This window comes from Nocardia sp. SYP-A9097 (genome assembly GCF_009649815.1).
Classification (GTDB): domain Bacteria; phylum Actinomycetota; class Actinomycetes; order Mycobacteriales; family Mycobacteriaceae; genus Nocardia.
The window spans coordinates 314176-332141 of sequence record NZ_WJIC01000006.1; the positions used below are offsets into that span (position 1 = coordinate 314176).

Below are 17966 nucleotides of genomic sequence, written 5' to 3' on the forward strand. Positions count from 1 at the left end.
GGCAAGGTGTCATGACAACATTGACGAACGTGAGCGCACGTTCCTTCGATTCCTCCGCGATGCCCACCGTCACCATGATCGGTGGCGGTCAGCTCGCGCGCATGACCCATCAGGCTGCCATCGCGCTCGGGCAGCGGTTGCGGGTGCTGGCCGAGCGGCCCGACGATCCGGCGGCGCAGGTCACCCCGGATGTGATCTTCGGCAGTCATCAGGATCTGGCGGCGCTGCGTAAGGCGGCCGTCGGCTCGAATGCGGTGACCTTCGATCACGAGGGTGTGCCGACCGAACATCTCGAGGCGTTGATCGCGGAGGGCGTGAATGTGCAGCCGCCGCCGAGCGCGCTGATCTTCGCGCAGGACAAGCTGATCATGCGCCGCAAGCTGGCCGAGCTGGGTGTGCCGATTCCGGCGTTCACCGAGGTGACCTCGGTCGCCGATGCGGTCGCCTTCGCCGACGCGCAGGGTTGGCCGTTCGTACTCAAGGCCGTGCGTGGTGGATATGACGGCCGTGGCGTGTGGATGCCCGCCGATGCCGCCGAGACCGAGCGCATCGTCACCGATCAACTGGCGCATGGTGTTTCGCTGTTGGCCGAGGCCAAGGTGGACCTGAAGCGCGAACTCTCGGCCATGGTGGCGCGCTCCCCGTTCGGTCAGGCCGCGGCCTGGCCGGTGGTGGAGACCATTCAGCGGCACGGTCAGTGTGCCGTGGTGATCGCTCCCGCGCCCGGTCTGTCCGAGTCCCGCGCCACCGAGGCCGCGGCCCTGGCCTTGCGCCTGGCGGCCGAACTCGGTGTCACCGGTGCCATGGCCGTGGAGCTCTTCGAAACGCGCTCCGGTGATCTGCTGGTGAACGAGCTGGCCATGCGCCCGCACAATTCCGGCCACTGGGGTATGGACGGTGCCTGCACCGGCCAGTTCGAGCAGCACCTGCGCGCGGTCCTGGACTACCCCCTGGGTTCGACCGCCCCCCTGGCCCCGGTAACCGTCATGGCGAACATCCTCGGTGCCGCCGAGGCCCCGTCGATGTCCATGGACGAGCGCCTGCATCACCTGGCCGCCCGCCTCCCCGAGGCGAAGGTGCATCTCTACGGCAAGGGCGAGCGCCCCGACCGCAAGATCGGCCACATCAATATCCTCGGCGACGATGTCGCCATCACCCGCGAAAAGGCGGAGCGTGCGGCCCACTGGATGTCGCACGCGATTTGGACCGACGGATGGGATCCGCATCATGCCTGAGACCGCACAAGTTGGCCTGATCATGGGCAGCGACTCCGACTGGCCCACCATGGTCGCGGCAGCGGAAGCCTTGGCCGAGTTCGGAATCCGCTTCGAGGTAGGCGTCGTCTCCGCCCACCGCACCCCCCAGCGCATGCTGGACTACGCGAAAGAAGCTGCAGCCCGCGGCATCCAGGTGATCATCGCCGGCGCGGGCGGCGCAGCCCACCTCCCCGGCATGGTCGCCTCCGCCACCCCCCTCCCGGTAATCGGCGTCCCCGTCCCCCTCAAACACCTCGACGGCATGGACTCCCTCCTCTCCATAGTCCAAATGCCCGCCGGCGTCCCGGTAGCCACCGTCTCCATCGGCGGCGCCCGCAACGCCGGCCTCCTCGCAGTCCGCATCCTCGCCGCCACCGACCCCGAATTGCGTTCCCGCATGGAGCAATTCCAGTCCGACCTGGAAAAAATGGTCCTGGAAAAGGACCAAGCCCTGCGAGCCCAACTCCTGGGCTGAAATCAGAGGAGTCGGCCGTCGCGCAGCGCGGCGACCGACTCGACCAGCCCAGCCCGTTCCAACTCATCGAGAACGTCGTCGACGGTCTCCGGCGGGTTGTTCCGGGAGTCGGCGATCTGCTGTACACAGGCCCAGACAATCCGGTCGTCCAACGCGATCTGGTCGAGTAGGAAGCCGTCCGGGCTTTTCGAGTCGATGTTCCACGCGACCAGTGAATCTTCCGGGAAGTCACGGATATTCGACGTCACTATGACCTGTGCTCCCGCTTTGATCGCTGCGGCCAGAACATGCCGGTCGTCCGGATCTGGCAGCTTCAGTCCTTCGATGAGGGGCTCGTAACCTGCGACCAGACAGTCCGGAACAGCGTCGATGATCAACTGCCGCAGTCGCTAGAGTTTCGCCGCGGGAATATCCGGGCGATTCGCGGCGAGATTTCGTGTGACCTCATCAAGGATGCGATGAGTCCATTTGGCCTGTACGACTCCCGACCGCGCTAGGCCCGTTTTCCGCACATGTGGATCTCGGAGGGTGTGCGGCGGGTTGGCTTCGGCGTGGGCGGCAGCCTTCCCAGGCTTCCGTTGCGTAGCCGCGACCAGCCACTCGATCGGCCTGTCGTTAGGACGTGATCACGGCGGGATTTCCCTCGCTCCAGACGTTGGTGATCCTGCGGTGTGTGAACCGCCAGCCGTCCGGGGTGCGGCGCAGCCGGTCGTCGTAGCGACCCCCGCCAAGGAACTTCTCGCCATCGGGCAGGCCATGGCGGACATGCTGGGCTTGGTAGTAGCACGTGTGCTCGGCCTCGTCACCGTGTACTGCGGCAACATGGTTGCCGTTCAGGTGATGGGTGGCGTCGAATCGCTCCAAGCTGGAGCTGATCCTGGCAACGATCGCGTCAGGCCCGCAGAGCCGTTCTCCCGAACCGCTGTACTCCCAGCAAGCGTCGTCGGTGAACAGCGCACCCAACGTCTCCCAGTCCCTGGTGTCCACGGCCGTCGCGTACGCGATGACGGCGTCCACGATCGCGGCGCGGTCTGTGAGTTCCTGAAGCATCGAGCCGCCTTCCGGTTTGGTGCACGATTTGATACGGAGTACATGATTGATGACTGTCAAGCCCGGCGGAAGAAGGCACTTTCATGTCCCAGAGTCACATCAATGTGTCAGCCCTGGCCAGCGAGGCGTGCCCGGTCTCGGAGGTCCTCGATCACGTCTCCGGGAAGTGGAGCATCGGCATCCTGGTAGCCGCTGCGCAGGGTCCGGTTCGGTTCACGGAGCTGGAACGTTCGATCAGAGGGATCAGTCGCCGCATGCTCACACTCAAGCTGCGCAAGCTGGAGCGGGACGGCTTGCTCGTACGCACCGTTTATCCGGTCGTTCCGCCCAAGGTCGAGTACACGCTGACGGAAATGGCCCAAGAACTCCACAAGTCGCTGCTGGAGCTCACCGACTGGGCCAAGCGACACGGCAGCACGGTCGCCGCCGCTCAGGCCGCCTACGACCGCGAAAACAACGGCTGACGGCAGCCGCCACCCAGAAGCGTCGCACGTGAATAATCGTCAGCGGAGTTGGCGTGGGTCGATGTCGAGGAGGTCTAGCAACCGCATCTGGATGGGGGTGGGTCGGGGAATGACGGGTGGGTTGTGCCTGTCGCTGGGGATGATCTTCATGGTGGCGAGGGTAGTGAGGATGAGACGGGCGGTGGGGATGGCGGCCCGTCCGGCCCTTCGATCTTGGTGTGGCCCTGAGTGGCCAGTGCCTGTCTGACCTGGCGTTCGATCAGGCAGAAGATGAGCAGGGCGAGACAGATGACGGTAACCAGGGCGGCGATGCGCCGGTTGTTTTTGAGGAACAGGGCGGCGACGGGGCCTTTGAAGGCTGAGTAGCGGCGTTCGACCGCTTCTTGGCCTTTGTAGAGGATCAGGACCTGTGCGGCGTCGGCTTGGTCGGGCGGCAGGTTGGTCAAAAGCGCGTACCAGCCGTCGGTGGCGGCCTCGGCGTCGATCGCGTCGCGGTCGAAGTGCCAGGCCAGGATTGGTTTACCAGTGTCGGGGTCGGGGCCTGTGGTGGTGCGCAGGTAGGCGCCGACCCGCCGGTCTTTGCCGATCACCGCGATACGGGCTTCGACCTTGGCCTGGGTGGGGTAGTGGCGTGAGCCCAGACCGCGTTCCAGCCGTGTCAGGTCATCACGGGCTCGCTGAAGTTTGTTGGCGCGGGGCAGTGGACGTGGCCGCCTCGCGTGCCGAGGAGTGCACGAACACCCTGCGCAACCTCAAGACCGAGTCCTTCTTGCGTGGCCCGGCCAAACTCATCAGGTCCTCGATGACATGCCAGGTGCCCCGCCGGTCGGCGGGCTTGTCCGCATCACGGCCGGCGACGTAGTCCACAGCGGTCGCCGCCAGCACCAACAGGCCCGCCAGCTCGGCGACCGGGACGTAGGCTTTGGACGCCGGGGCGACAAAGCGCACACCCTGGCCGTCCATGGCGGCCAGGTTCGCATAGGAGATCAGCTTGGAGTCACCAACGATCAGCAGATCACGGCGGGTAGCCATCTGCTGCAGCGCTTTCATGACCGGGATGACCTGGCCGACCTCTCCCGCGCCGCCGTCGAAGGCGCGGTGGAACACCGGGACGCCGCCGTCCCCGCTAACCGCGATCCCGGCCTGGACCTGTTTCAGATCCGGGCGGCGGTCCTTGGGATGCCCGAACTTCGGGGCGGCGAAGCCCTCCTGGAGCTGCTCGTAATCGCCGTGCATGGAGATCGAGGTCATGTCCCAATGAATCCTGGCCACATCGATTCCGAACGCCTCGATCGCCCTGACCCCCACCGACCCGGCGATCTGATCCAACCGCGGCGCGATCGCATCCAGCGCTCGCCCGACCCGGTCATCGTTGAGCAGACCGGGCTCGACGCCCAGCGTCTCACCGACCGCCCACTCGTGCGCCCACGCCTGCACATGCACCAACGGAGCCGGAGAAGTAAGCCGGTTGGCCACCAGCGCCTCGATCACCTGCCCATGCGTCAGCACCGCCCTATCGGCCACCGGGCAGGCATCATCGACCACATCACGGATCCTCAACCGAGCACAAAACTCAGCCACCACCGGCAACGACCCAAGCATCTTCTTCGGCGCCGACGCACCGAACCGCGCACGTTGTCTCACACCAGCACGCTGCCGCCCCAACCCAGCCGACCGCGACCGACACGCCACACCGAACAAACTTTAAAGATCAACAAGTGCGGAAAACGGGGCTAGGCGGATCATCATGTCGCGCACGGTGTTTCCGTAGAGCACATTGGCGTCGTACATCACCACGAAGGCCATCGTCAGATTCCCAGCTCCTGGCCGAGTTGTGTCAGTTCGTCAGCGGCGGATCTGCTCTTGGCCGCGCTGCGTTGCTGATATGTCTTGAGATCGTCGAATCGGATGCGGCGGTGCGTACCGACGAGGCGGAACGGGATCTCGCCGGAGTCGAGCAGGGTGATCACGAACGGCCGGGAGACATTCAACATGGCGGCCGCCTGCTGGGTGGTGAGCTCGGCATGGGATGGCACAACCGATACGCCGCGTCCCTCTGCGGCCTGCGCGAGGATGAACGCGAGAATGCTGACCGCGGCTCGGGGCAGCACCAACGCGTCCTCGCTGCCGACCTCCCCGGTGACGGGGATGAACTCCTCATCGGGATGGCGCATCAGGTAATCCTTGATCCTTCTCATTGCCCGCCCGGCCACTTCGGCGTCTATTGCGCCTGGTTCGGAGCGTTTCACGGCGTCGATCCCTGCCATGGGACACCTCCTCTTCTGATCGCATTATACGAAACAAACGCAATAACCGAAGCAGTTTAGAGTGGTTGCGCGGGATGGGAGGCTTCCCTCGCTACGGTTGGCTGGTGCCTGCTGAACCCCTCACTCGTGGTCGAAACGACGCGGACTCGACCGCTCGTCGACTGACCGTCATCGATCACGCGTTGCAGTTGTTCTCCGAAAAGGGTTATGAGGCAACGACTGTGGATGAGATTGCGGAGGCGGCGGGGATTTCCCGGCGGACGTTCTTTCGGCAGTTCCGGTCCAAAGAGGATGTGGTCTTCGCCGATCATGAGTCGCAGTTGGCGCAGGCTCGGGCGTTTCTCGATGGGGCGCAGGGGGATCCGTGGGATGCGGTGATCGAGGCTGTGGTTGCGGTGTTCGAGCGGTTCACGCAGTGGCGGGAGTTGGCGGCTCGGCGATATCAGGTGGTGCGGCAGGTGCCTACCTTGCGGGAGCGGGAGATTGTCACCGTTTTCCGGTATGAGCGGTTGTTCACCGACTATCTGCGGGAGCGGCTGCGTGGTGAATTCGATTTGGCGCTGGTGCAGTTCACGGCTGCGGTGACGGCTACGCACAACTATCTTTTGCGGCGCATGGTGCGGGGGGAGTCCGCGGCGAGTCCGGCGGATCTGCGGGCGGCGCTGGCCACGATTCCACGGGGTGAGACGGGTCGTGTGGGTGCGGCGGCGGATCAGATGGTGGTGGCGGTCTTCCCGCGCGATATGTCGTCTCGGCAGGTCGCCGATCTTCTGGCGCGTCGTCTCGATACGTTGTGATTTGCCCGCAGTGGCATAGATGACACTGCGTGCCACGCTTTTATAGGGCAGTATGCGCATGTGGCCGCGATATTGCAGCGTATACTCGGCTTTGATTGGCACTGAGTGCCGAGATGCTGGAGAAGCTGGGCGACCAGCGGCGATCCGACCCGAACGCACAGGAGACGAACCCCCATGGCGGGCAACCCCGATTTCGATCTGTTCAAGCTCGAGGATTTCCACGATGAGCTGCGCGCGGCCATTCGCGGGCTGGCCGAGAAGGAGATCGCCCCGCACGCGAAGGCTGTCGATGGCGATGCCCGCTTCCCCGAGGAGGCGCTGACCGCCCTCAACGCGGCCGGTTTCAATGCCGTGCACGTGCCCGAGGCGTACGGCGGCCAGGGCGCGGATTCCGTGGCCACCTGCATCGTGATCGAAGAGGTCGCCCGCGTCTGCGGTTCCTCCTCGCTGATCCCCGCGGTCAACAAGCTCGGCACCATGGGCCTGATCCTGCAGGGTTCCGAGGAGCTCAAGCAGCAGGTGCTGCCGACCATCGTCGAGGGTGGGATGGCCTCCTACGCGCTGTCCGAGCGTGAGGCCGGTTCCGATGCCGCCTCCATGCGCACCCGCGCCAAGGCGGATGGCGACGGCTGGATCATCAATGGTTCCAAGTGCTGGATCACCAACGGCGGCAAGTCCGATTGGTACACGGTCATGGCCGTGACCGACGCCGACAAGGGCGCCAACGGTATCTCCGCGTTCATGGTCCACAAGGACGACGAGGGCTTCGTCGTCGGCCCGCTGGAGCACAAGCTGGGCATCAAGGGTTCCCCCACCGCCGAGCTGTACTTCGAGAACTGCAGGGTCCCCGGCGACCGCATCATCGGCGAGCCCGGCACCGGTTTCAAGACCGCCCTCCAGACCCTGGACCACACCCGCCCGACCATCGGCGCGCAGGCTGTCGGTCTCGCGCAGGGTGCCCTGGACGCCGCGATCGCATACACCAAGGACCGCAAGCAGTTCGGTAAGACCATCGCGTCCTTCCAGAACACCGAGTTCATGCTCGCCGATATGGCCATGAAGGTCGAGGCCGCCCGCCTCATGGTCTACACCTCCGCCGCCCGCGCCGAGCGCGGCGAGAAGAACCTCGGCTTCATCTCCGCCGCCGCCAAGTGCTTCGCCTCGGACGTGGCCATGGAGGTCACCACCAACGCCGTCCAGCTCTTCGGCGGCGCCGGCTACACCACCGACTTCCCGGTGGAGCGAATGATGCGCGACGCCAAGATCACTCAGATCTACGAGGGCACCAACCAGATCCAGCGCGTCGTCATGTCCCGCCAGATCCTGCGCTGATCTCTTCGTCCGAGGACGAGTCTCGAAGGCGGTATCGGGTGTTCCCGGTGCCGCCTTCGCGCGTGTCCGGCGTGTGACACCGCCCCCAATTCCGGGGTGCCGCAAGGCTTTGCCCTCGAACGTTGTGTGTTGGTATGGGAAATAAGAGGTTTCGAGACTGTTCGAAGTGGGAAAGCGGGGGCACTATGGAGCCATGGCCGGAGTCGAAATCACCGATACCTTCGTCCGGCGCACCCTGGCCGACGGACGGGTGGAAGAAGTCGCGTGGCGAGAGCTGGCGGAGGTGCGGATCATTACCACGGCCGATGGGCCGTTCGCGGAGGATGTGTTCTTCGTATTGATCGGGGCCACCGGTAAGGGTTGTGTGGTGCCGCATTCGGCGGCGGACCCGGCGTTTCTGGGTCGCCTGCAGGCGCTGCCGGGCTTCGACAACGAGAAGGTGGTCGAGGCGATGGTGTGTACCGCGGACCGGCAGTTCCTGGTGTGGCGGGCGCAGCGCCCGGATGGCGGTCGCGCGAATTAGCCGACCAGGTCGGCGTATTCGGGATGTTCGCCGATGTACTTCTCCACGTACCAGCAGGTCGGGATGATCGAGAATCCTTGTGCGCGTGCGTCGTTCAGCGCGAACTCGACCACCTGCGCGGCGACGCCGCGACCGCGGAATTCGGGGAAGGTGAGCGTGTGCTGGATATCGCGGATCTTGCGCTCGCTGTCGACGCGCTCGGCGTAGTCGGCGTAGCCCGCGAGTGTGTCGTCGAGGTAGATCTCGTAGCGGGTGTCGTCGACATTGTGTTCCAGCCGGGTACTCATGGTCGGTGTGAACTCCCTTGTGGTGCGGATTGTTCCGAGTGGCCGGTCAGAGGACCGCGCCGGGATTCAGTATTCCGTGCGGATCCAGCGCGTTCTTGATCTGCCGGGTGAGCGCCATCACGTCGGGTCCGAGCTGATCGGGCAGCCAGGCTTTCTTCAGGCGTCCGACGCCGTGTTCCCCGGTAATGGTGCCGCCGAGCCCGATGGCCAGCTCCATGATCTCGCCGAAGGCCAGGTGCGCGCGTTCGGACTCGGCCGGATCATTCGGATCGTGCACGATGAGCGGATGGGTGTTCCCGTCACCCGCGTGCGCGATAACCGAGATCAACACATCGCGTTCGCGCGCGATATCGGCGATCCCATGCACCAGATCCCCGAGCCGGGGGAGTGGCACGCCGACATCTTCGAGCAGTAGCGGCCCTTTACGTTCCAAGGCTGGGATAGCGAATCTCCGTGCGGCGCAGAAGGCTTCGCCCTCGGCGGGATCGTCGGTGCGGAAAGCCTCGGTGGCCCCGGCCTTTTCGCAGGCGGCGAGCATGATGTCGGCCTCGTGCCCGGCATGCTCACCGGGTGCGTCCGACCGCGCCACCAGTAGTCCGGCGGCGGCGCGATCGAGGCCCATACGCAGTTCGTCCTCGACCGCGTTGACGGCGACCGCGTCCATGAACTCCAGCATGGACGGCCGCAGCGCCCCGGTGATCGCGAGTATCGCCTCCATAGCCGAGCCCAGGGTCGGGAAACTGGCGACCACCGTCGATTGCGGTGGCTGCGCGGGCAGCAACCGCAGCGTGAGTTCGGTAATGATCCCGAGCGTCCCCTCACTGCCCACGAACAGTTTGGTGAGCGACAGCCCGGCGGAGTCCTTGAGTCGCGGCCCGCCCAGTCGCACGGTGGTCCCGTCCGCGAGTACGACCTGCATGCCGAGCACGTAATCGGTTGTGACGCCGTACTTCACGCAGCACAGCCCGCCCGCGTTGGTGGCCGCGTTCCCACCGATGGAGCAGATCTCGAAGGAGGAGGGATCGGGCGGATACCAGAGCCCGTGCGCGGCGACGGTCCGCTTCACCTCGGCGTTCAACAGTCCGGGCTGCACGACCGCGGTCCGCGTGACCGGGTCGACGCTGATCTCCCGCATCTTCTCGGTGCTGAGCAGTAGCGCCCCGTGCTGCGCGGTGGCCCCGCCGGAGAGTCCGGTCCCCGCCCCGCGCGGCACGATCGGCACCCGATGCGCATGCGCCCAGCGCACCACCGCCGCCACCTGCTCGGTGGTCGTGGGCCGTACCAGCGCGAGCGCGGTCCCGGCGTCCGGATCCAGTGCCCGGTCCTGTCGATAGGCCCCGAGCACATCGGGATCGGTCACCAGCATGCCGTCCGGGAGCAGGGCGCGGAGCGAGTCGAGATCGGTGTGCGGGGCCACAGTTGAGAACCTAGTTGATGCCCCCCGATCGAGGGTGTCTGTCCGATTCCCGAATCGCGGTTGATGAATTTCGACAAGGTCACCTACCGCCGTCGGATGCGCGGGTAGCTGAGCTCGACGTCGTTCAGTCCCTGTCATCGGGTGGTGGCGCGGGGGAGGGTGAGTGCCGCGCCGAGCACCGCCGCCACGATCCCGAAGGCGACCAGTGCCACGATCTCCATGGCGTGCACGAAGTCGCCGACCCCGTGCGCGTCGCCCAGTGCGCTGAAGAAGATCATGCCCAGAACCGTTGCGCCGATGGCGTTTCCGAATTGCTGCGCGGTGGTGAGTACGCCCGCCGCCATACCCGACTGGTGTGCCGGAATCCCGGAGGACAGCACCGCTCCGATGGCCGATGGAATGGTCATACCGTTTCCGGTGCCGACCAGCATCATGCCGGGAATCAGCGCCGCCGCGGTGATCGAGGACCCGTACCAGGCGAGTACGCCCACGGTCAGCGTGAGCCCGGTGAGGCTGATGCCGGTGCCCAGCACCATGACTCGATTCCCGATCCGCTCGGCCACCTTGCGGGCGAACAGCGAGCTGGTGGCGAAGGCGATACCGAGTGGAGCGAAGGTGAGCCCGGCGGCCAGCGGCGACATGCCGAGGCCGTTCTGCAGCAGCAGTGTCAGGCAGAGCATGAATCCGGCGAAGAACGCCAGGTATCCGCCCGAGATCAGCATGCCCGCCGCGAACACCCGCTCCCGAATGAGCCCGGTATCGAGCACCGGCTGTCCGCCGCGCCGTGCCAGCCCGCTTTCGTAACGAAGGGTGAGCAGCAATACCGGCAGTGCCGCGGCCATGGACACCCAGGTCCACACCGGCCAGCCCTCGGGCCGGCCCAATGTGACAGGTACCAGCACCAGTGCGAGTGCCGCCGAGATGCCCAGCGCCCCAATCGGGTCCAGCGAAGGCCGATGGTTCTGCTCGTGCCGGGGCAGCCACCGTGCCGCCAGTAGCGCCGCGATCACGCCGATGGGCAGGTTGATGAAGAAGATGCTCCGCCATCCCCACCCGAACAGGTCGAGGTCCAGCAGTACCCCGCCGAGCACCTGCCCGGCGACCGCGCCCAGTCCGACGGTGGCGCCGAAGGCCGCCATGGCCTTGGGTCGTTCGGCGGGCGCGAACATGGTGTTGATCAGCGCCAGCATCTGCGGCACCATGGCGGCGGCCGTAATGCCTTGCAGCACACGGAATCCGACCAGCTCCCAGGCGCTCCAGGCGAATCCGCACAGTAATGAGGCGGCGGCGAAGGCGAGCATCCCGATCACGAACATGCGCCGATGCCCGTACAGATCGCCGAATCGCCCGCCGGTAATGAGCCCGCTGGCATAGGCGAACCCGTACCCGCCGACCACCAATTCGAGTGCCGCCTCGCCCGCGCCCAGATCATGCTGCAGCGAGGATGCGGCGACACCGATATCGAGGACCTCGATATCTGGATCGATCAGCACATCGACTATCACCGCGATCATCCAGAGCTGCTCCGCCTGCTCATGTGGGAGGCCCTGGAATTGGGTGCGGAGAACGCCTCCGCGGGCGAACTGCGCTGCGGCCGCTATCAGGAGAAGCGCGCCAAAGTCGAAGTGGCGCAGGACAAGGGCCTGATCCGCAAGGATATGCCGGCCTCATGCTGCTGATGAGCATGATCAACTATCCGCTCGCCGTCCCGCAGGTCGCCGAGTTCGCCCTCGGGGTGGACAGCGATCCCGAACTGACCCGCACCTGGACCAAGGACGCCATCCGCCGCATTGTCGCCCCGCGCGAGGACGCGGCCGCGTCGGGTGCCTGACCGGTCGGTCCGAGTGCGGTCACCGCGCCGCAGTACAGTGGCGCGGTGTCCGATCCTCAGCTCGAGATCCAAATGCTGCACGACCGCGTCATGGTGAAGCTCAATCAGGATGCGGGCGAGCGGCGCAGCAGCGGGGGCATTCTCATTCCGGCGACCGCCCAGGTGGCCAAGCGCCTGTCCTGGGGTGAGGTGTGCGGCGTCGGCTCACATGTGCGCGCGATCAAGGTCGGCGATCAGGTGCTGTTCAGCGCCGACGACCAGTTCGAGGTGGAGATCCAGGCGCAGGCGTATTACGTACTGCGCGAACGCGATATCCACGCCGTCGCCAATGGGAAGGCCGAACACGGCACGGGTCTCTACCTGTAGCCGGTCACGCGGCTTTCAGAATCCCGCCGTCGATGACGAAGTCCGCGCCGATGATATTGCGGGCCTGCTCCGAGGCCAGGAAGGTCACCAGCGCGGCCACCTCCTCCGGTTCGGAGATACGACCGGAGGCGATACCGAACTGTGGCCCCATCGCGTCCAGGAACTGTTCGTGCGCGACGCCGTTCGCCGCCGCGAGCTTGGCTCCGAGATTACCCGGGGCGCGCCAGATATCGGTGCCGACGGGCCCCGGTGAGACGGTGTTCACCCGCACGCCCAGCGGCCCGAACTCCTCGCTGAGTCGCTTGCTGAACGAGGTCAGCGCGGCCTTGGCCTCGCTGTAGCCGACCGGTCCGACCGCCGGAATGCGCGAGTTGATCGAGGAGACGGTCACGATCGCCCCGCGCCGTTCGAGCACGCTCGGCAGTGCCGCGCGGGTCGCGGCGACGACGCCGAACAGGTTGAGGTCGAACAGGTTTCGCCATTGCTCGGCGGGAATGTCGAGGAAACCGCCGAGGACGAGTTTGTCCGGATCGCCGCCGCCGACATTATTGACCAGGGTATCGAGGCCGCCGAGCTCCGCGAGCGCCTCCTCGACCGCCGCGGTAGCGCCCTCGATGGTGCTCAGATCAGCGGAAATGGTTGCCGCCGCGGCCTTTTCGAGTTCCGGGGTAATGGTGCGGGTGATGCCGACGACGCGGACGCCCTCATCGGCGAGCGCCTGTGTGACGGCGAGCCCGATGCCCCGGCCCGCGCCGGTGACAATCGCGGTCTTGCCATTGAGTCCGAGATCCATGATATTGCCTTTCTTGAACTAAGGGTCAAAAACTAGGGCAAAAGAAAAGGCTGCCGGGGGCAGCCCTTGTCGAGTGTGGTCAGAGTGTGGAGAGTGCGGTGTCGATAATCCGATACAGCATTGCGGAATCCGCCGTCTTGGCCGTAATCCGCAGTCCCGTAAGGGTATTCATGACGAATTCGGCGTAGCCCCGGGCATTGATCTCCGCGGGCACATCGCCGTCGCGCTTGCCCTGCTCGATGCGTTCGGCCAGCAGTGAGGTCATCCGTTCGGTGCCGGTGACCACGGCCGCGGTGGCTTGCGCGTCGTGCCCGGCGAGTTCCACGGCGGTATTGGTCACCAGGCATCCGCGTCGCACCGGACCCTCGAGATCGGTGTCCACCGCGAATCGCAGCCAGGCGCGCAGCCTTTCGCGGGTGGTGCCGGGTTGCGACAGCACCTCCGTGGCCAACTGCGCGCCCATCCGTTCATAGCAGGCGAAGGCGAGGTCGAACAGCTCCCGCTTACTCCCGAAAGCGTTGTACAGACTGCCTTTTCCGATGCCGGTCGCCTCGGCGAGCAGTGCCGGTGAGGTATTGGCATAGCCATGGGTCCAGAACGTCTCCATCGCCCGCTCCACCACGGAGTCGGCTTCGAATTCGCGCGGGCGGCCCATGACACGAAAATACCCCGTTCTGGACCTGTAGGTCAAGAACGGGGTATTCGCGGGAAAACCCTAGAGCGCCTTCAGTTCCTCGGTGACCGCACCGACGGACTTCTTGGCATCGCCGAACAGCATGGAGGTGGTGTCGGCGTAGAACAGCGGGTTGTCGATACCGGCGAAGCCGGAGTTCATCGAGCGCTTGAGCACGATGACCGACTTGGCCTGATCGACATTGAGCACCGGCATGCCGTAGATCGGGGACGAGGCGTCCTCGCGGGCGGCCGGGTTGGTGACATCGTTCGCGCCGATGACCAGGGCGACATCGGTACGGCTGAATTCGCCGTTGATATCGTCCATTTCCTTCATGGCGTCATAGGACACCTCGGCCTCGGCGAGCAGCACGTTCATATGCCCGGGCATACGACCGGCGACCGGGTGGATCGCGTACTTGACCTCGACACCCTTGGCCTCGAGCAGCGACGCCATTTCCTTGACCGCGTGCTGGGCCTGGGCGACCGCCATACCGTAGCCGGGCACCACGATGACCTGGTTGGCGTAGGCCATCTGGATTGCCGCATCGGCCGCGGAGGTGGCCTTGGCCTGCTTCTGCTCACCGTCGCCCGAGGCGCCGGGAGCCGTTCCGCCACCACCGAATCCGCCCGCGACAATCGCCGGGATGGATCGGTTCATGGCCTTGGCCATGAGGTTGGTGAGGATGGTGCCGGACGCGCCGACGATCATGCCCGCCACGATCATGGCGGTGTTGTTCAGCGCCAAACCGGCTGCGGCAGCCGACAATCCGGTGAGAGCGTTGAGCAGCGAGATGACCACGGGCATATCCGCGCCACCGATGGGCAGCACGACCATCAGGCCGAGAATGCCCGCCAGCACCAGCACCAGGATCATCCAGTACTGCGGCACACCGTCTTTGGTGGCTCCGATACCGATGACCACCGCGGCCGCGATGGCGCCCGCGAACAGCAGCAGGTTCAGCGGCTGCTGCAGCTTGCCGACGCTGATCGGCTTGCCGGACAACAGTTCCTGCAGTTTCGCGAAGGCGATGCACGAACCCCAGAACGAGATCGAGCCGATAATCGCCGCGAAGAGCGAGGCGATCACAATGTGCGCGGTCGGCTGCTCACCGGCCGGGAAGTGTGAGAACCCGTCCGTCTCGAGGAATTCCGCCCACGCGATCAGCGCGACGGTGCCACCGCCGACGCCGTTGAACGCGGCGACGAGCTGGGGCATGGCGGTCATCTTGGTGAATCGCGCGGGCGGCACACCCAGGCCGATACCTACGACCAGACCCAGCACGATGATGATCCAGTTATTGGTGTCGCGAATCGAAATGAACGTCGCGACAACGGCAATGAGCATGCCGACCGCCGCGATCTGATTACCGCGCACCGCGGTCTTCGGGCCGGTCAGACCCATCAGACCGTAGATGAACATCGCGAAGGCGACGATGTACAGAATATTGACCAGATTATCCATGGCTTACTTGTCCGCCTTCTCTTGCGCAGCAGGCTTCTTGGCCTTGAACATGCCGAGCATGCGGTCGGTGACGACGAAGCCGCCGATCACGTTCAGCGTGCCGAAGACGACCGCGACGAACAAGATGATCTGCATGAGTACCGAGGGGTGCTCGATCTTGCCGAACACCACCAGCGCGCCGAGCACGACAATGCCGTGAATGGCGTTGGTGCCGGACATGAGCGGGGTGTGCAGGGTATTGGGCACCTTGGAGATGACGGCGAAGCCGACGAATCCGGACAGCACCAGGATCGCGATATTCGCGAGAAGTTCGGTGTACATCAGGCTTCCACCTCACGGGTGACGCAGGAATCGGCCAGCACCTGATCGCTGAAATCGGGTGCTAGCGCCCCGTCCTTCAGCATCAGTTCCAGCAGCGCCGAGATGTTCTTGGAGTACAGCTCGGAGGCGTGCTCGGGCATGGTGGCCGGCAGATTGAGCGGCGAGGCGATGGTGACCCCGTGTCGCACAACGGTTTTGCCGGGCTCGGTGAGCTCGCAGTTACCGCCGGTCTCACCGGCCATATCGATGATGACGCTGCCGGGCCTCATGCCCTCGACGGCGGCGGCGGTAACCAGGCGCGGTGCGGGACGACCCGGCACCAGTGCCGTGGTGATCACCACGTCGAAGCCCTTGATGGCGTTCTCCAGCGCGGTCTGCTGCGCGGCGCGTTCCTCGTCGGAAAGCTCACGTGCGTAACCGCCTTCACCGGCGGCGTCGATACCCAGGTCGAGCCATTGCGCACCGACCGAGCGCACCTGATCGGCGACCTCGGGCCGGACGTCGTATCCGGTGGTCCTGCCGCCCAGGCGCTTTGCGGTGGCAAGGGCCTGCAGGCCGGCGACGCCGACGCCGAGCACCAGTACGGTCGCGGGCTTCACGGTGCCGGCCGCGGTGGTCAGCATGGGGAAGAATCGGGTGGATTCCGAGGCGGCCAGCAGCACGGCCTTGTACCCGGCGACATTGGCCTGTGAGGACAGTGCGTCCATGACCTGGGCGCGGGAGATACGCGGAATCGCCTCCACCGCAAAGGCTTGTACACCCGCGGCCTTCAAGGCGCCGATCTTGGTGTCGGCATTGCGGGGCGCGAGGAAGCCGATCAGGGTCTGGCCGCTCGACAGCTTGGCGATCTCGCCGTCATTGGGCGGGGCCACCTTGACGACCACATCGGTGTTCCACGGATCGCCGATGCTGGCGCCCGCTTCGACGTAGGCTTCATCGGGAATGAGTGCGCCCAGACCGGCACCGGACTCGACGATCACCTGCACGCCCTGCTTCAGCAGCGACGGAATGATCTTCGGCACCAATGCGACACGGCGTTCGTCCGCGTTCGTTTCCCGAACTACGCCGACGCGCGCGCCGTGCGGAGCACGAGAATCAACGCTGGTGGGCGCTCCGCTCGGATCGCTCTGCGTTGTGTCCACTTGTCAAACTTCCTTCTCGTGGTGAGCCGGGCCACCCGGTACTCCTGATGGGCCGTGTCACCGGTCCAAACGGCGGGCCGAACTTACTTATGAGTAAGTTCGTGAGAATTCTCGCTACTGTACCTGCTCCGCGGTGAGAGTAGCGGAGATAGGCGTCACACCGTGCGGCGAGAAAACCGGACAACCCGCTCATGCGAGGGGTGTCGCGCATCACTCTTACGCCGTAATGTCTGCGAGGTGAGCGGCTGCATCTTCTGCCGGATCGTGGGGGGCGAGGCGCCCGCGACCAAGATCTTCGAGGACGACATCCTCATGGCGTTTCTCGACATAAGGCCCATAACCCGGGGTCACGCCCTGGTGATTCCCAAACAGCACGCGAGCGATCTCGACGAACTGAATCCGGCACTCGGCGCACAGCTCTTCGCCTTCGGTCATCGGCTCGCAAAGGCCGTGCGCCGCAGCGAACTCGGCGCCGACGGCGCCAACCTGGTCCTCAATGACGGGAAGGCCGCCTTCCAAACAGTGCACCATGTCCACCTGCATGTGATGCCGCGCTGGAAGGGTGACACCCTGACCTTCGCAAAGGGTTTCGTACTGCGCCGCCCGCACGACCAGGAGCGCACCGCCGCCGCCATCCGAGCCGGACTGGACCGGCTCGCCGACGAGGAGAAGGAGACCACCGCATGACCGACACGGTGCCGGACCGCGGACAGATCACCGCCGCCTTGTCCGACCAGTGGGACGCACTCACCCGACTAGTGGACGGATTACCCGAAGACCGCTTCCGCGTGTCCACGCCGCTGCCCGGCTGGACCGTATTCGATGTGCTCGCGCATGTGATCGGCACCGAATCCATGCTGGCGGGGGAGCCGACGCCGGATCTGGACGTCTCCGGCGAACACATTCGCAATGACATCGGCGCACTCAACGAGAAGTGGGTCGAATCGCTGCGCCCGCTCGCGGGGTCGCAACTGCTGGAGCGATTCCTCGAGGTGACCGGCGGTCGATTGAAGACCCTGGCCGGGCTCAGCCCGGAGGCCTGGGCGAAGAGCGTCCCGTCGCCGGTGGGTATGACCCCTTACGGCAGGTTCATGCGAATCCGGCTCTTCGATTGCTGGATGCATGAACTCGATATCGCAGATGCCCTCGAGGTTTCGATCGCGGAGGGTGGCGGGCGTGCCGAAATCGCCTTCACCGAACTGATTTTCGGCCTCGGCCGGTCGGTGGTGAAGGGCGGTGGCGCTCAGGACGGCGCGCGCATCACCTTCGAACTCACCGGGCCGGTGACCCGGACGCTGCATGTCGCCGTGGTCGGCGGCCGGGCGAGCCTGGTCGAAAACCTGGACGGCCCAGCCGATGTCGTGCTCACCATGGGGTCCGGACTCTTCGCCCGCTTGCGTGGCGGCCGCACCACGGCCGACGCGCATCTCGGCGGATTCACCGTCGCGGGCGATACCGAGCTGGGCAATCGCCTGGTCCGCGGCCTGACGTTCACCATCTGAGTCCCG

The 17966-nt window shown here is 65.4% G+C and carries 24 protein-coding genes; 11 read left to right on the forward strand and 13 right to left on the reverse strand.

All coding sequences use genetic code 11. The features are described 5' to 3' along the window. The first annotated feature begins 11 nt into the window (after window positions 1-11). Window positions 12-1235, forward strand: a complete 1224-nt coding sequence (locus GFY24_RS15745) for a 5-(carboxyamino)imidazole ribonucleotide synthase (protein WP_153805777.1) — start codon at window positions 12-14, stop codon at window positions 1233-1235. Further along, window positions 1228-1731: a 5-(carboxyamino)imidazole ribonucleotide mutase gene (gene purE, locus GFY24_RS15750; protein ID WP_153805778.1), complete on the forward strand. Its 504-nt coding sequence runs from the start codon at window positions 1228-1230 to the stop codon at window positions 1729-1731. The genes GFY24_RS15745 and purE overlap by 8 nt, the downstream gene beginning before the upstream one ends. A gap of 2 nt (window positions 1732-1733) precedes the next feature. Here the strand turns inward: purE and GFY24_RS42025 are convergent, their stop codons facing one another. Both GFY24_RS42025 and GFY24_RS15760 read right to left on the reverse strand, forming a co-directional pair. Continuing rightward, window positions 1734-2108 (reverse strand): PIN domain-containing protein, encoded by a 375-nt coding sequence (locus tag GFY24_RS42025; protein ID WP_228566344.1) that lies wholly within the window; start codon window positions 2106-2108, stop codon window positions 1734-1736. A gap of 238 nt (window positions 2109-2346) precedes the next feature. Then, entirely contained in the window at window positions 2347-2781 is a 435-nt protein-coding gene (locus GFY24_RS15760; protein WP_153805779.1) for a nuclear transport factor 2 family protein, read from the reverse strand. 83 nt (window positions 2782-2864) lie between these two features. On the opposite strand from GFY24_RS15760, the gene GFY24_RS15765 reads away from it, so the two are divergent. Next, window positions 2865-3245, forward strand: coding sequence for a helix-turn-helix domain-containing protein (locus GFY24_RS15765; RefSeq protein WP_153805780.1), 381 nt, complete (start codon window positions 2865-2867; stop codon window positions 3243-3245). A gap of 146 nt (window positions 3246-3391) precedes the next feature. Here GFY24_RS15765 and GFY24_RS42030 read toward each other — a convergent pair whose 3' ends face one another. The 3 genes from GFY24_RS42030 to GFY24_RS15775 all read right to left on the reverse strand — a co-directional run bounded on the left by GFY24_RS42030 (window position 3392) and on the right by GFY24_RS15775 (window position 5512). Continuing rightward, window positions 3392-3835, reverse strand: a complete 444-nt coding sequence (locus GFY24_RS42030; RefSeq protein WP_228566345.1) for a hypothetical protein — start codon at window positions 3833-3835, stop codon at window positions 3392-3394. A gap of 76 nt (window positions 3836-3911) precedes the next feature. Continuing rightward, a complete protein-coding gene (locus GFY24_RS42035) occupies window positions 3912-4847 on the reverse strand; it encodes an IS1634 family transposase (RefSeq protein WP_228566375.1) in 936 nt (311 codons plus the stop codon). 206 nt (window positions 4848-5053) lie between these two features. Then, window positions 5054-5512 carry a helix-turn-helix domain-containing protein gene (locus tag GFY24_RS15775; protein WP_153805781.1) on the reverse strand — a complete coding sequence of 153 codons (459 nt, stop codon included), beginning with the start codon at window positions 5510-5512 and terminating at the stop codon, window positions 5054-5056. Window positions 5513-5616: 104 nt separating this feature from the next. Here GFY24_RS15775 and GFY24_RS15780 point away from each other — a divergent pair, with 104 nt between their 5' ends. From GFY24_RS15780 to GFY24_RS15790, 3 genes are all read left to right on the forward strand, one after another. After that, window positions 5617-6309 carry a TetR family transcriptional regulator gene (locus GFY24_RS15780; protein ID WP_309230900.1) on the forward strand — a complete coding sequence of 231 codons (693 nt, stop codon included), beginning with the start codon at window positions 5617-5619 and terminating at the stop codon, window positions 6307-6309. A 174-nt stretch (window positions 6310-6483) separates the two neighbouring features. Further along, window positions 6484-7641, forward strand: coding sequence for an acyl-CoA dehydrogenase family protein (locus tag GFY24_RS15785; protein ID WP_153805783.1), 1158 nt, complete (start codon window positions 6484-6486; stop codon window positions 7639-7641). Between the two features lie 193 nt (window positions 7642-7834). Further along, a complete protein-coding gene (locus GFY24_RS15790; RefSeq protein WP_153805784.1) occupies window positions 7835-8164 on the forward strand; it encodes a hypothetical protein in 330 nt (109 codons plus the stop codon). Here GFY24_RS15790 and GFY24_RS15795 read toward each other — a convergent pair. From GFY24_RS15795 to GFY24_RS15805, 3 genes are all read right to left on the reverse strand, one after another. Beyond that, window positions 8161-8451 carry a GNAT family N-acetyltransferase gene (locus GFY24_RS15795; RefSeq protein WP_153805785.1) on the reverse strand — a complete coding sequence of 97 codons (291 nt, stop codon included), beginning with the start codon at window positions 8449-8451 and terminating at the stop codon, window positions 8161-8163. The two genes, GFY24_RS15790 and GFY24_RS15795, sit on opposite strands and share 4 nt — an antisense overlap. A gap of 46 nt (window positions 8452-8497) precedes the next feature. Next, a complete protein-coding gene (locus GFY24_RS15800) occupies window positions 8498-9817 on the reverse strand; it encodes an FAD-binding oxidoreductase (RefSeq protein WP_153805899.1) in 1320 nt (439 codons plus the stop codon). 185 nt (window positions 9818-10002) lie between these two features. Further along, a complete protein-coding gene (locus tag GFY24_RS15805) occupies window positions 10003-11382 on the reverse strand; it encodes an MFS transporter (RefSeq protein WP_153805786.1) in 1380 nt (459 codons plus the stop codon). On the opposite strand from GFY24_RS15805, the gene GFY24_RS41110 reads away from it, so the two are divergent. The 3 genes from GFY24_RS41110 to GFY24_RS15820 are packed head-to-tail and all read left to right on the forward strand — an operon-like array spanning window position 11299 to window position 12065. After that, a complete protein-coding gene (locus GFY24_RS41110) occupies window positions 11299-11547 on the forward strand; it encodes a hypothetical protein (RefSeq protein WP_194852889.1) in 249 nt (82 codons plus the stop codon). The two genes, GFY24_RS15805 and GFY24_RS41110, sit on opposite strands and share 84 nt — an antisense overlap. Continuing rightward, window positions 11538-11699, forward strand: coding sequence for a hypothetical protein (locus tag GFY24_RS15815; protein WP_153805788.1), 162 nt, complete (start codon window positions 11538-11540; stop codon window positions 11697-11699). Before GFY24_RS41110 ends, GFY24_RS15815 begins: the two co-directional genes overlap by 10 nt. Window positions 11700-11744: 45 nt before the next feature. Further along, entirely contained in the window at window positions 11745-12065 is a 321-nt protein-coding gene (locus tag GFY24_RS15820) for a co-chaperone GroES (RefSeq protein ID WP_309230901.1), read from the forward strand. Between the two features lie 4 nt (window positions 12066-12069). Here the strand turns inward: GFY24_RS15820 and GFY24_RS15825 are convergent, their stop codons facing one another. From GFY24_RS15825 to GFY24_RS15845, 5 genes are all read right to left on the reverse strand, one after another. Further along, window positions 12070-12858: an SDR family oxidoreductase gene (locus GFY24_RS15825; protein WP_153805789.1), complete on the reverse strand. Its 789-nt coding sequence runs from the start codon at window positions 12856-12858 to the stop codon at window positions 12070-12072. A 79-nt stretch (window positions 12859-12937) separates the two neighbouring features. Continuing rightward, complete coding sequence (locus GFY24_RS15830) at window positions 12938-13513, reverse strand: TetR/AcrR family transcriptional regulator (protein ID WP_153805790.1); 576 nt, start codon at window positions 13511-13513, stop codon at window positions 12938-12940. Window positions 13514-13573: 60 nt separating this feature from the next. Further along, on the reverse strand, window positions 13574-14995 hold the full coding sequence (locus GFY24_RS15835) for an NAD(P)(+) transhydrogenase (Re/Si-specific) subunit beta (protein WP_153805791.1): 1422 nt from the start codon (window positions 14993-14995) through the stop codon (window positions 13574-13576). A 3-nt stretch (window positions 14996-14998) separates the two neighbouring features. After that, window positions 14999-15316 carry an NAD(P) transhydrogenase subunit alpha gene (locus GFY24_RS15840; RefSeq protein ID WP_153805792.1) on the reverse strand — a complete coding sequence of 106 codons (318 nt, stop codon included), beginning with the start codon at window positions 15314-15316 and terminating at the stop codon, window positions 14999-15001. After that, window positions 15316-16458 carry a Re/Si-specific NAD(P)(+) transhydrogenase subunit alpha gene (locus tag GFY24_RS15845; RefSeq protein WP_309230902.1) on the reverse strand — a complete coding sequence of 381 codons (1143 nt, stop codon included), beginning with the start codon at window positions 16456-16458 and terminating at the stop codon, window positions 15316-15318. The genes GFY24_RS15840 and GFY24_RS15845 overlap by 1 nt, the downstream gene beginning before the upstream one ends. Window positions 16459-16695: 237 nt before the next feature. On the opposite strand from GFY24_RS15845, the gene GFY24_RS15850 reads away from it, so the two are divergent. Both GFY24_RS15850 and GFY24_RS15855 read left to right on the forward strand, forming a co-directional pair. Continuing rightward, entirely contained in the window at window positions 16696-17145 is a 450-nt protein-coding gene (locus GFY24_RS15850; protein ID WP_309230903.1) for an HIT family protein, read from the forward strand. Next, the gene (locus tag GFY24_RS15855; RefSeq protein WP_153805794.1) at window positions 17142-17960 is read left to right on the forward strand and encodes a maleylpyruvate isomerase family mycothiol-dependent enzyme; all 819 of its coding nucleotides are present in this window, start codon (window positions 17142-17144) and stop codon (window positions 17958-17960) included. Before GFY24_RS15850 ends, GFY24_RS15855 begins: the two co-directional genes overlap by 4 nt. Window positions 17961-17966 lie beyond the last annotated feature (6 nt).

Excerpts from the sequence above, each read along its gene's own strand:
- GFY24_RS15745 (WP_153805777.1), top strand. The coding sequence starts at position 12 with ATGACAACATTGACGAACGTGAGCGCACGTTCCTTCGATTCCTCCGCG.
- purE (WP_153805778.1), top strand. The coding sequence starts at position 1,228 with ATGCCTGAGACCGCACAAGTTGGCCTGATCATGGGCAGCGACTCCGAC.
- GFY24_RS15760 (WP_153805779.1), bottom strand. The coding sequence starts at position 2,781 with ATGCTTCAGGAACTCACAGACCGCGCCGCGATCGTGGACGCCGTCATC.
- GFY24_RS15765 (WP_153805780.1), top strand. The coding sequence starts at position 2,865 with ATGTCCCAGAGTCACATCAATGTGTCAGCCCTGGCCAGCGAGGCGTGC.
- GFY24_RS42035 (WP_228566375.1), bottom strand. The coding sequence starts at position 4,847 with ATGCTTGGGTCGTTGCCGGTGGTGGCTGAGTTTTGTGCTCGGTTGAGG.
- GFY24_RS15775 (WP_153805781.1), bottom strand. The coding sequence starts at position 5,512 with ATGGCAGGGATCGACGCCGTGAAACGCTCCGAACCAGGCGCAATAGAC.
- GFY24_RS15785 (WP_153805783.1), top strand. The coding sequence starts at position 6,484 with ATGGCGGGCAACCCCGATTTCGATCTGTTCAAGCTCGAGGATTTCCAC.
- GFY24_RS15790 (WP_153805784.1), top strand. The coding sequence starts at position 7,835 with ATGGCCGGAGTCGAAATCACCGATACCTTCGTCCGGCGCACCCTGGCC.
- GFY24_RS15795 (WP_153805785.1), bottom strand. The coding sequence starts at position 8,451 with ATGAGTACCCGGCTGGAACACAATGTCGACGACACCCGCTACGAGATC.
- GFY24_RS15800 (WP_153805899.1), bottom strand. The coding sequence starts at position 9,817 with ATGCTGGTGACCGATCCCGATGTGCTCGGGGCCTATCGACAGGACCGG.
- GFY24_RS41110 (WP_194852889.1), top strand. The coding sequence starts at position 11,299 with ATGCTGCAGCGAGGATGCGGCGACACCGATATCGAGGACCTCGATATC.
- GFY24_RS15805 (WP_153805786.1), bottom strand. The coding sequence starts at position 11,382 with ATGATCGCGGTGATAGTCGATGTGCTGATCGATCCAGATATCGAGGTC.
- GFY24_RS15815 (WP_153805788.1), top strand. The coding sequence starts at position 11,538 with ATGCTGCTGATGAGCATGATCAACTATCCGCTCGCCGTCCCGCAGGTC.
- GFY24_RS15825 (WP_153805789.1), bottom strand. The coding sequence starts at position 12,858 with ATGGATCTCGGACTCAATGGCAAGACCGCGATTGTCACCGGCGCGGGC.
- GFY24_RS15830 (WP_153805790.1), bottom strand. The coding sequence starts at position 13,513 with ATGGGCCGCCCGCGCGAATTCGAAGCCGACTCCGTGGTGGAGCGGGCG.
- GFY24_RS15835 (WP_153805791.1), bottom strand. The coding sequence starts at position 14,995 with ATGGATAATCTGGTCAATATTCTGTACATCGTCGCCTTCGCGATGTTC.
- GFY24_RS15840 (WP_153805792.1), bottom strand. The coding sequence starts at position 15,316 with ATGTACACCGAACTTCTCGCGAATATCGCGATCCTGGTGCTGTCCGGA.
- GFY24_RS15855 (WP_153805794.1), top strand. The coding sequence starts at position 17,142 with ATGACCGACACGGTGCCGGACCGCGGACAGATCACCGCCGCCTTGTCC.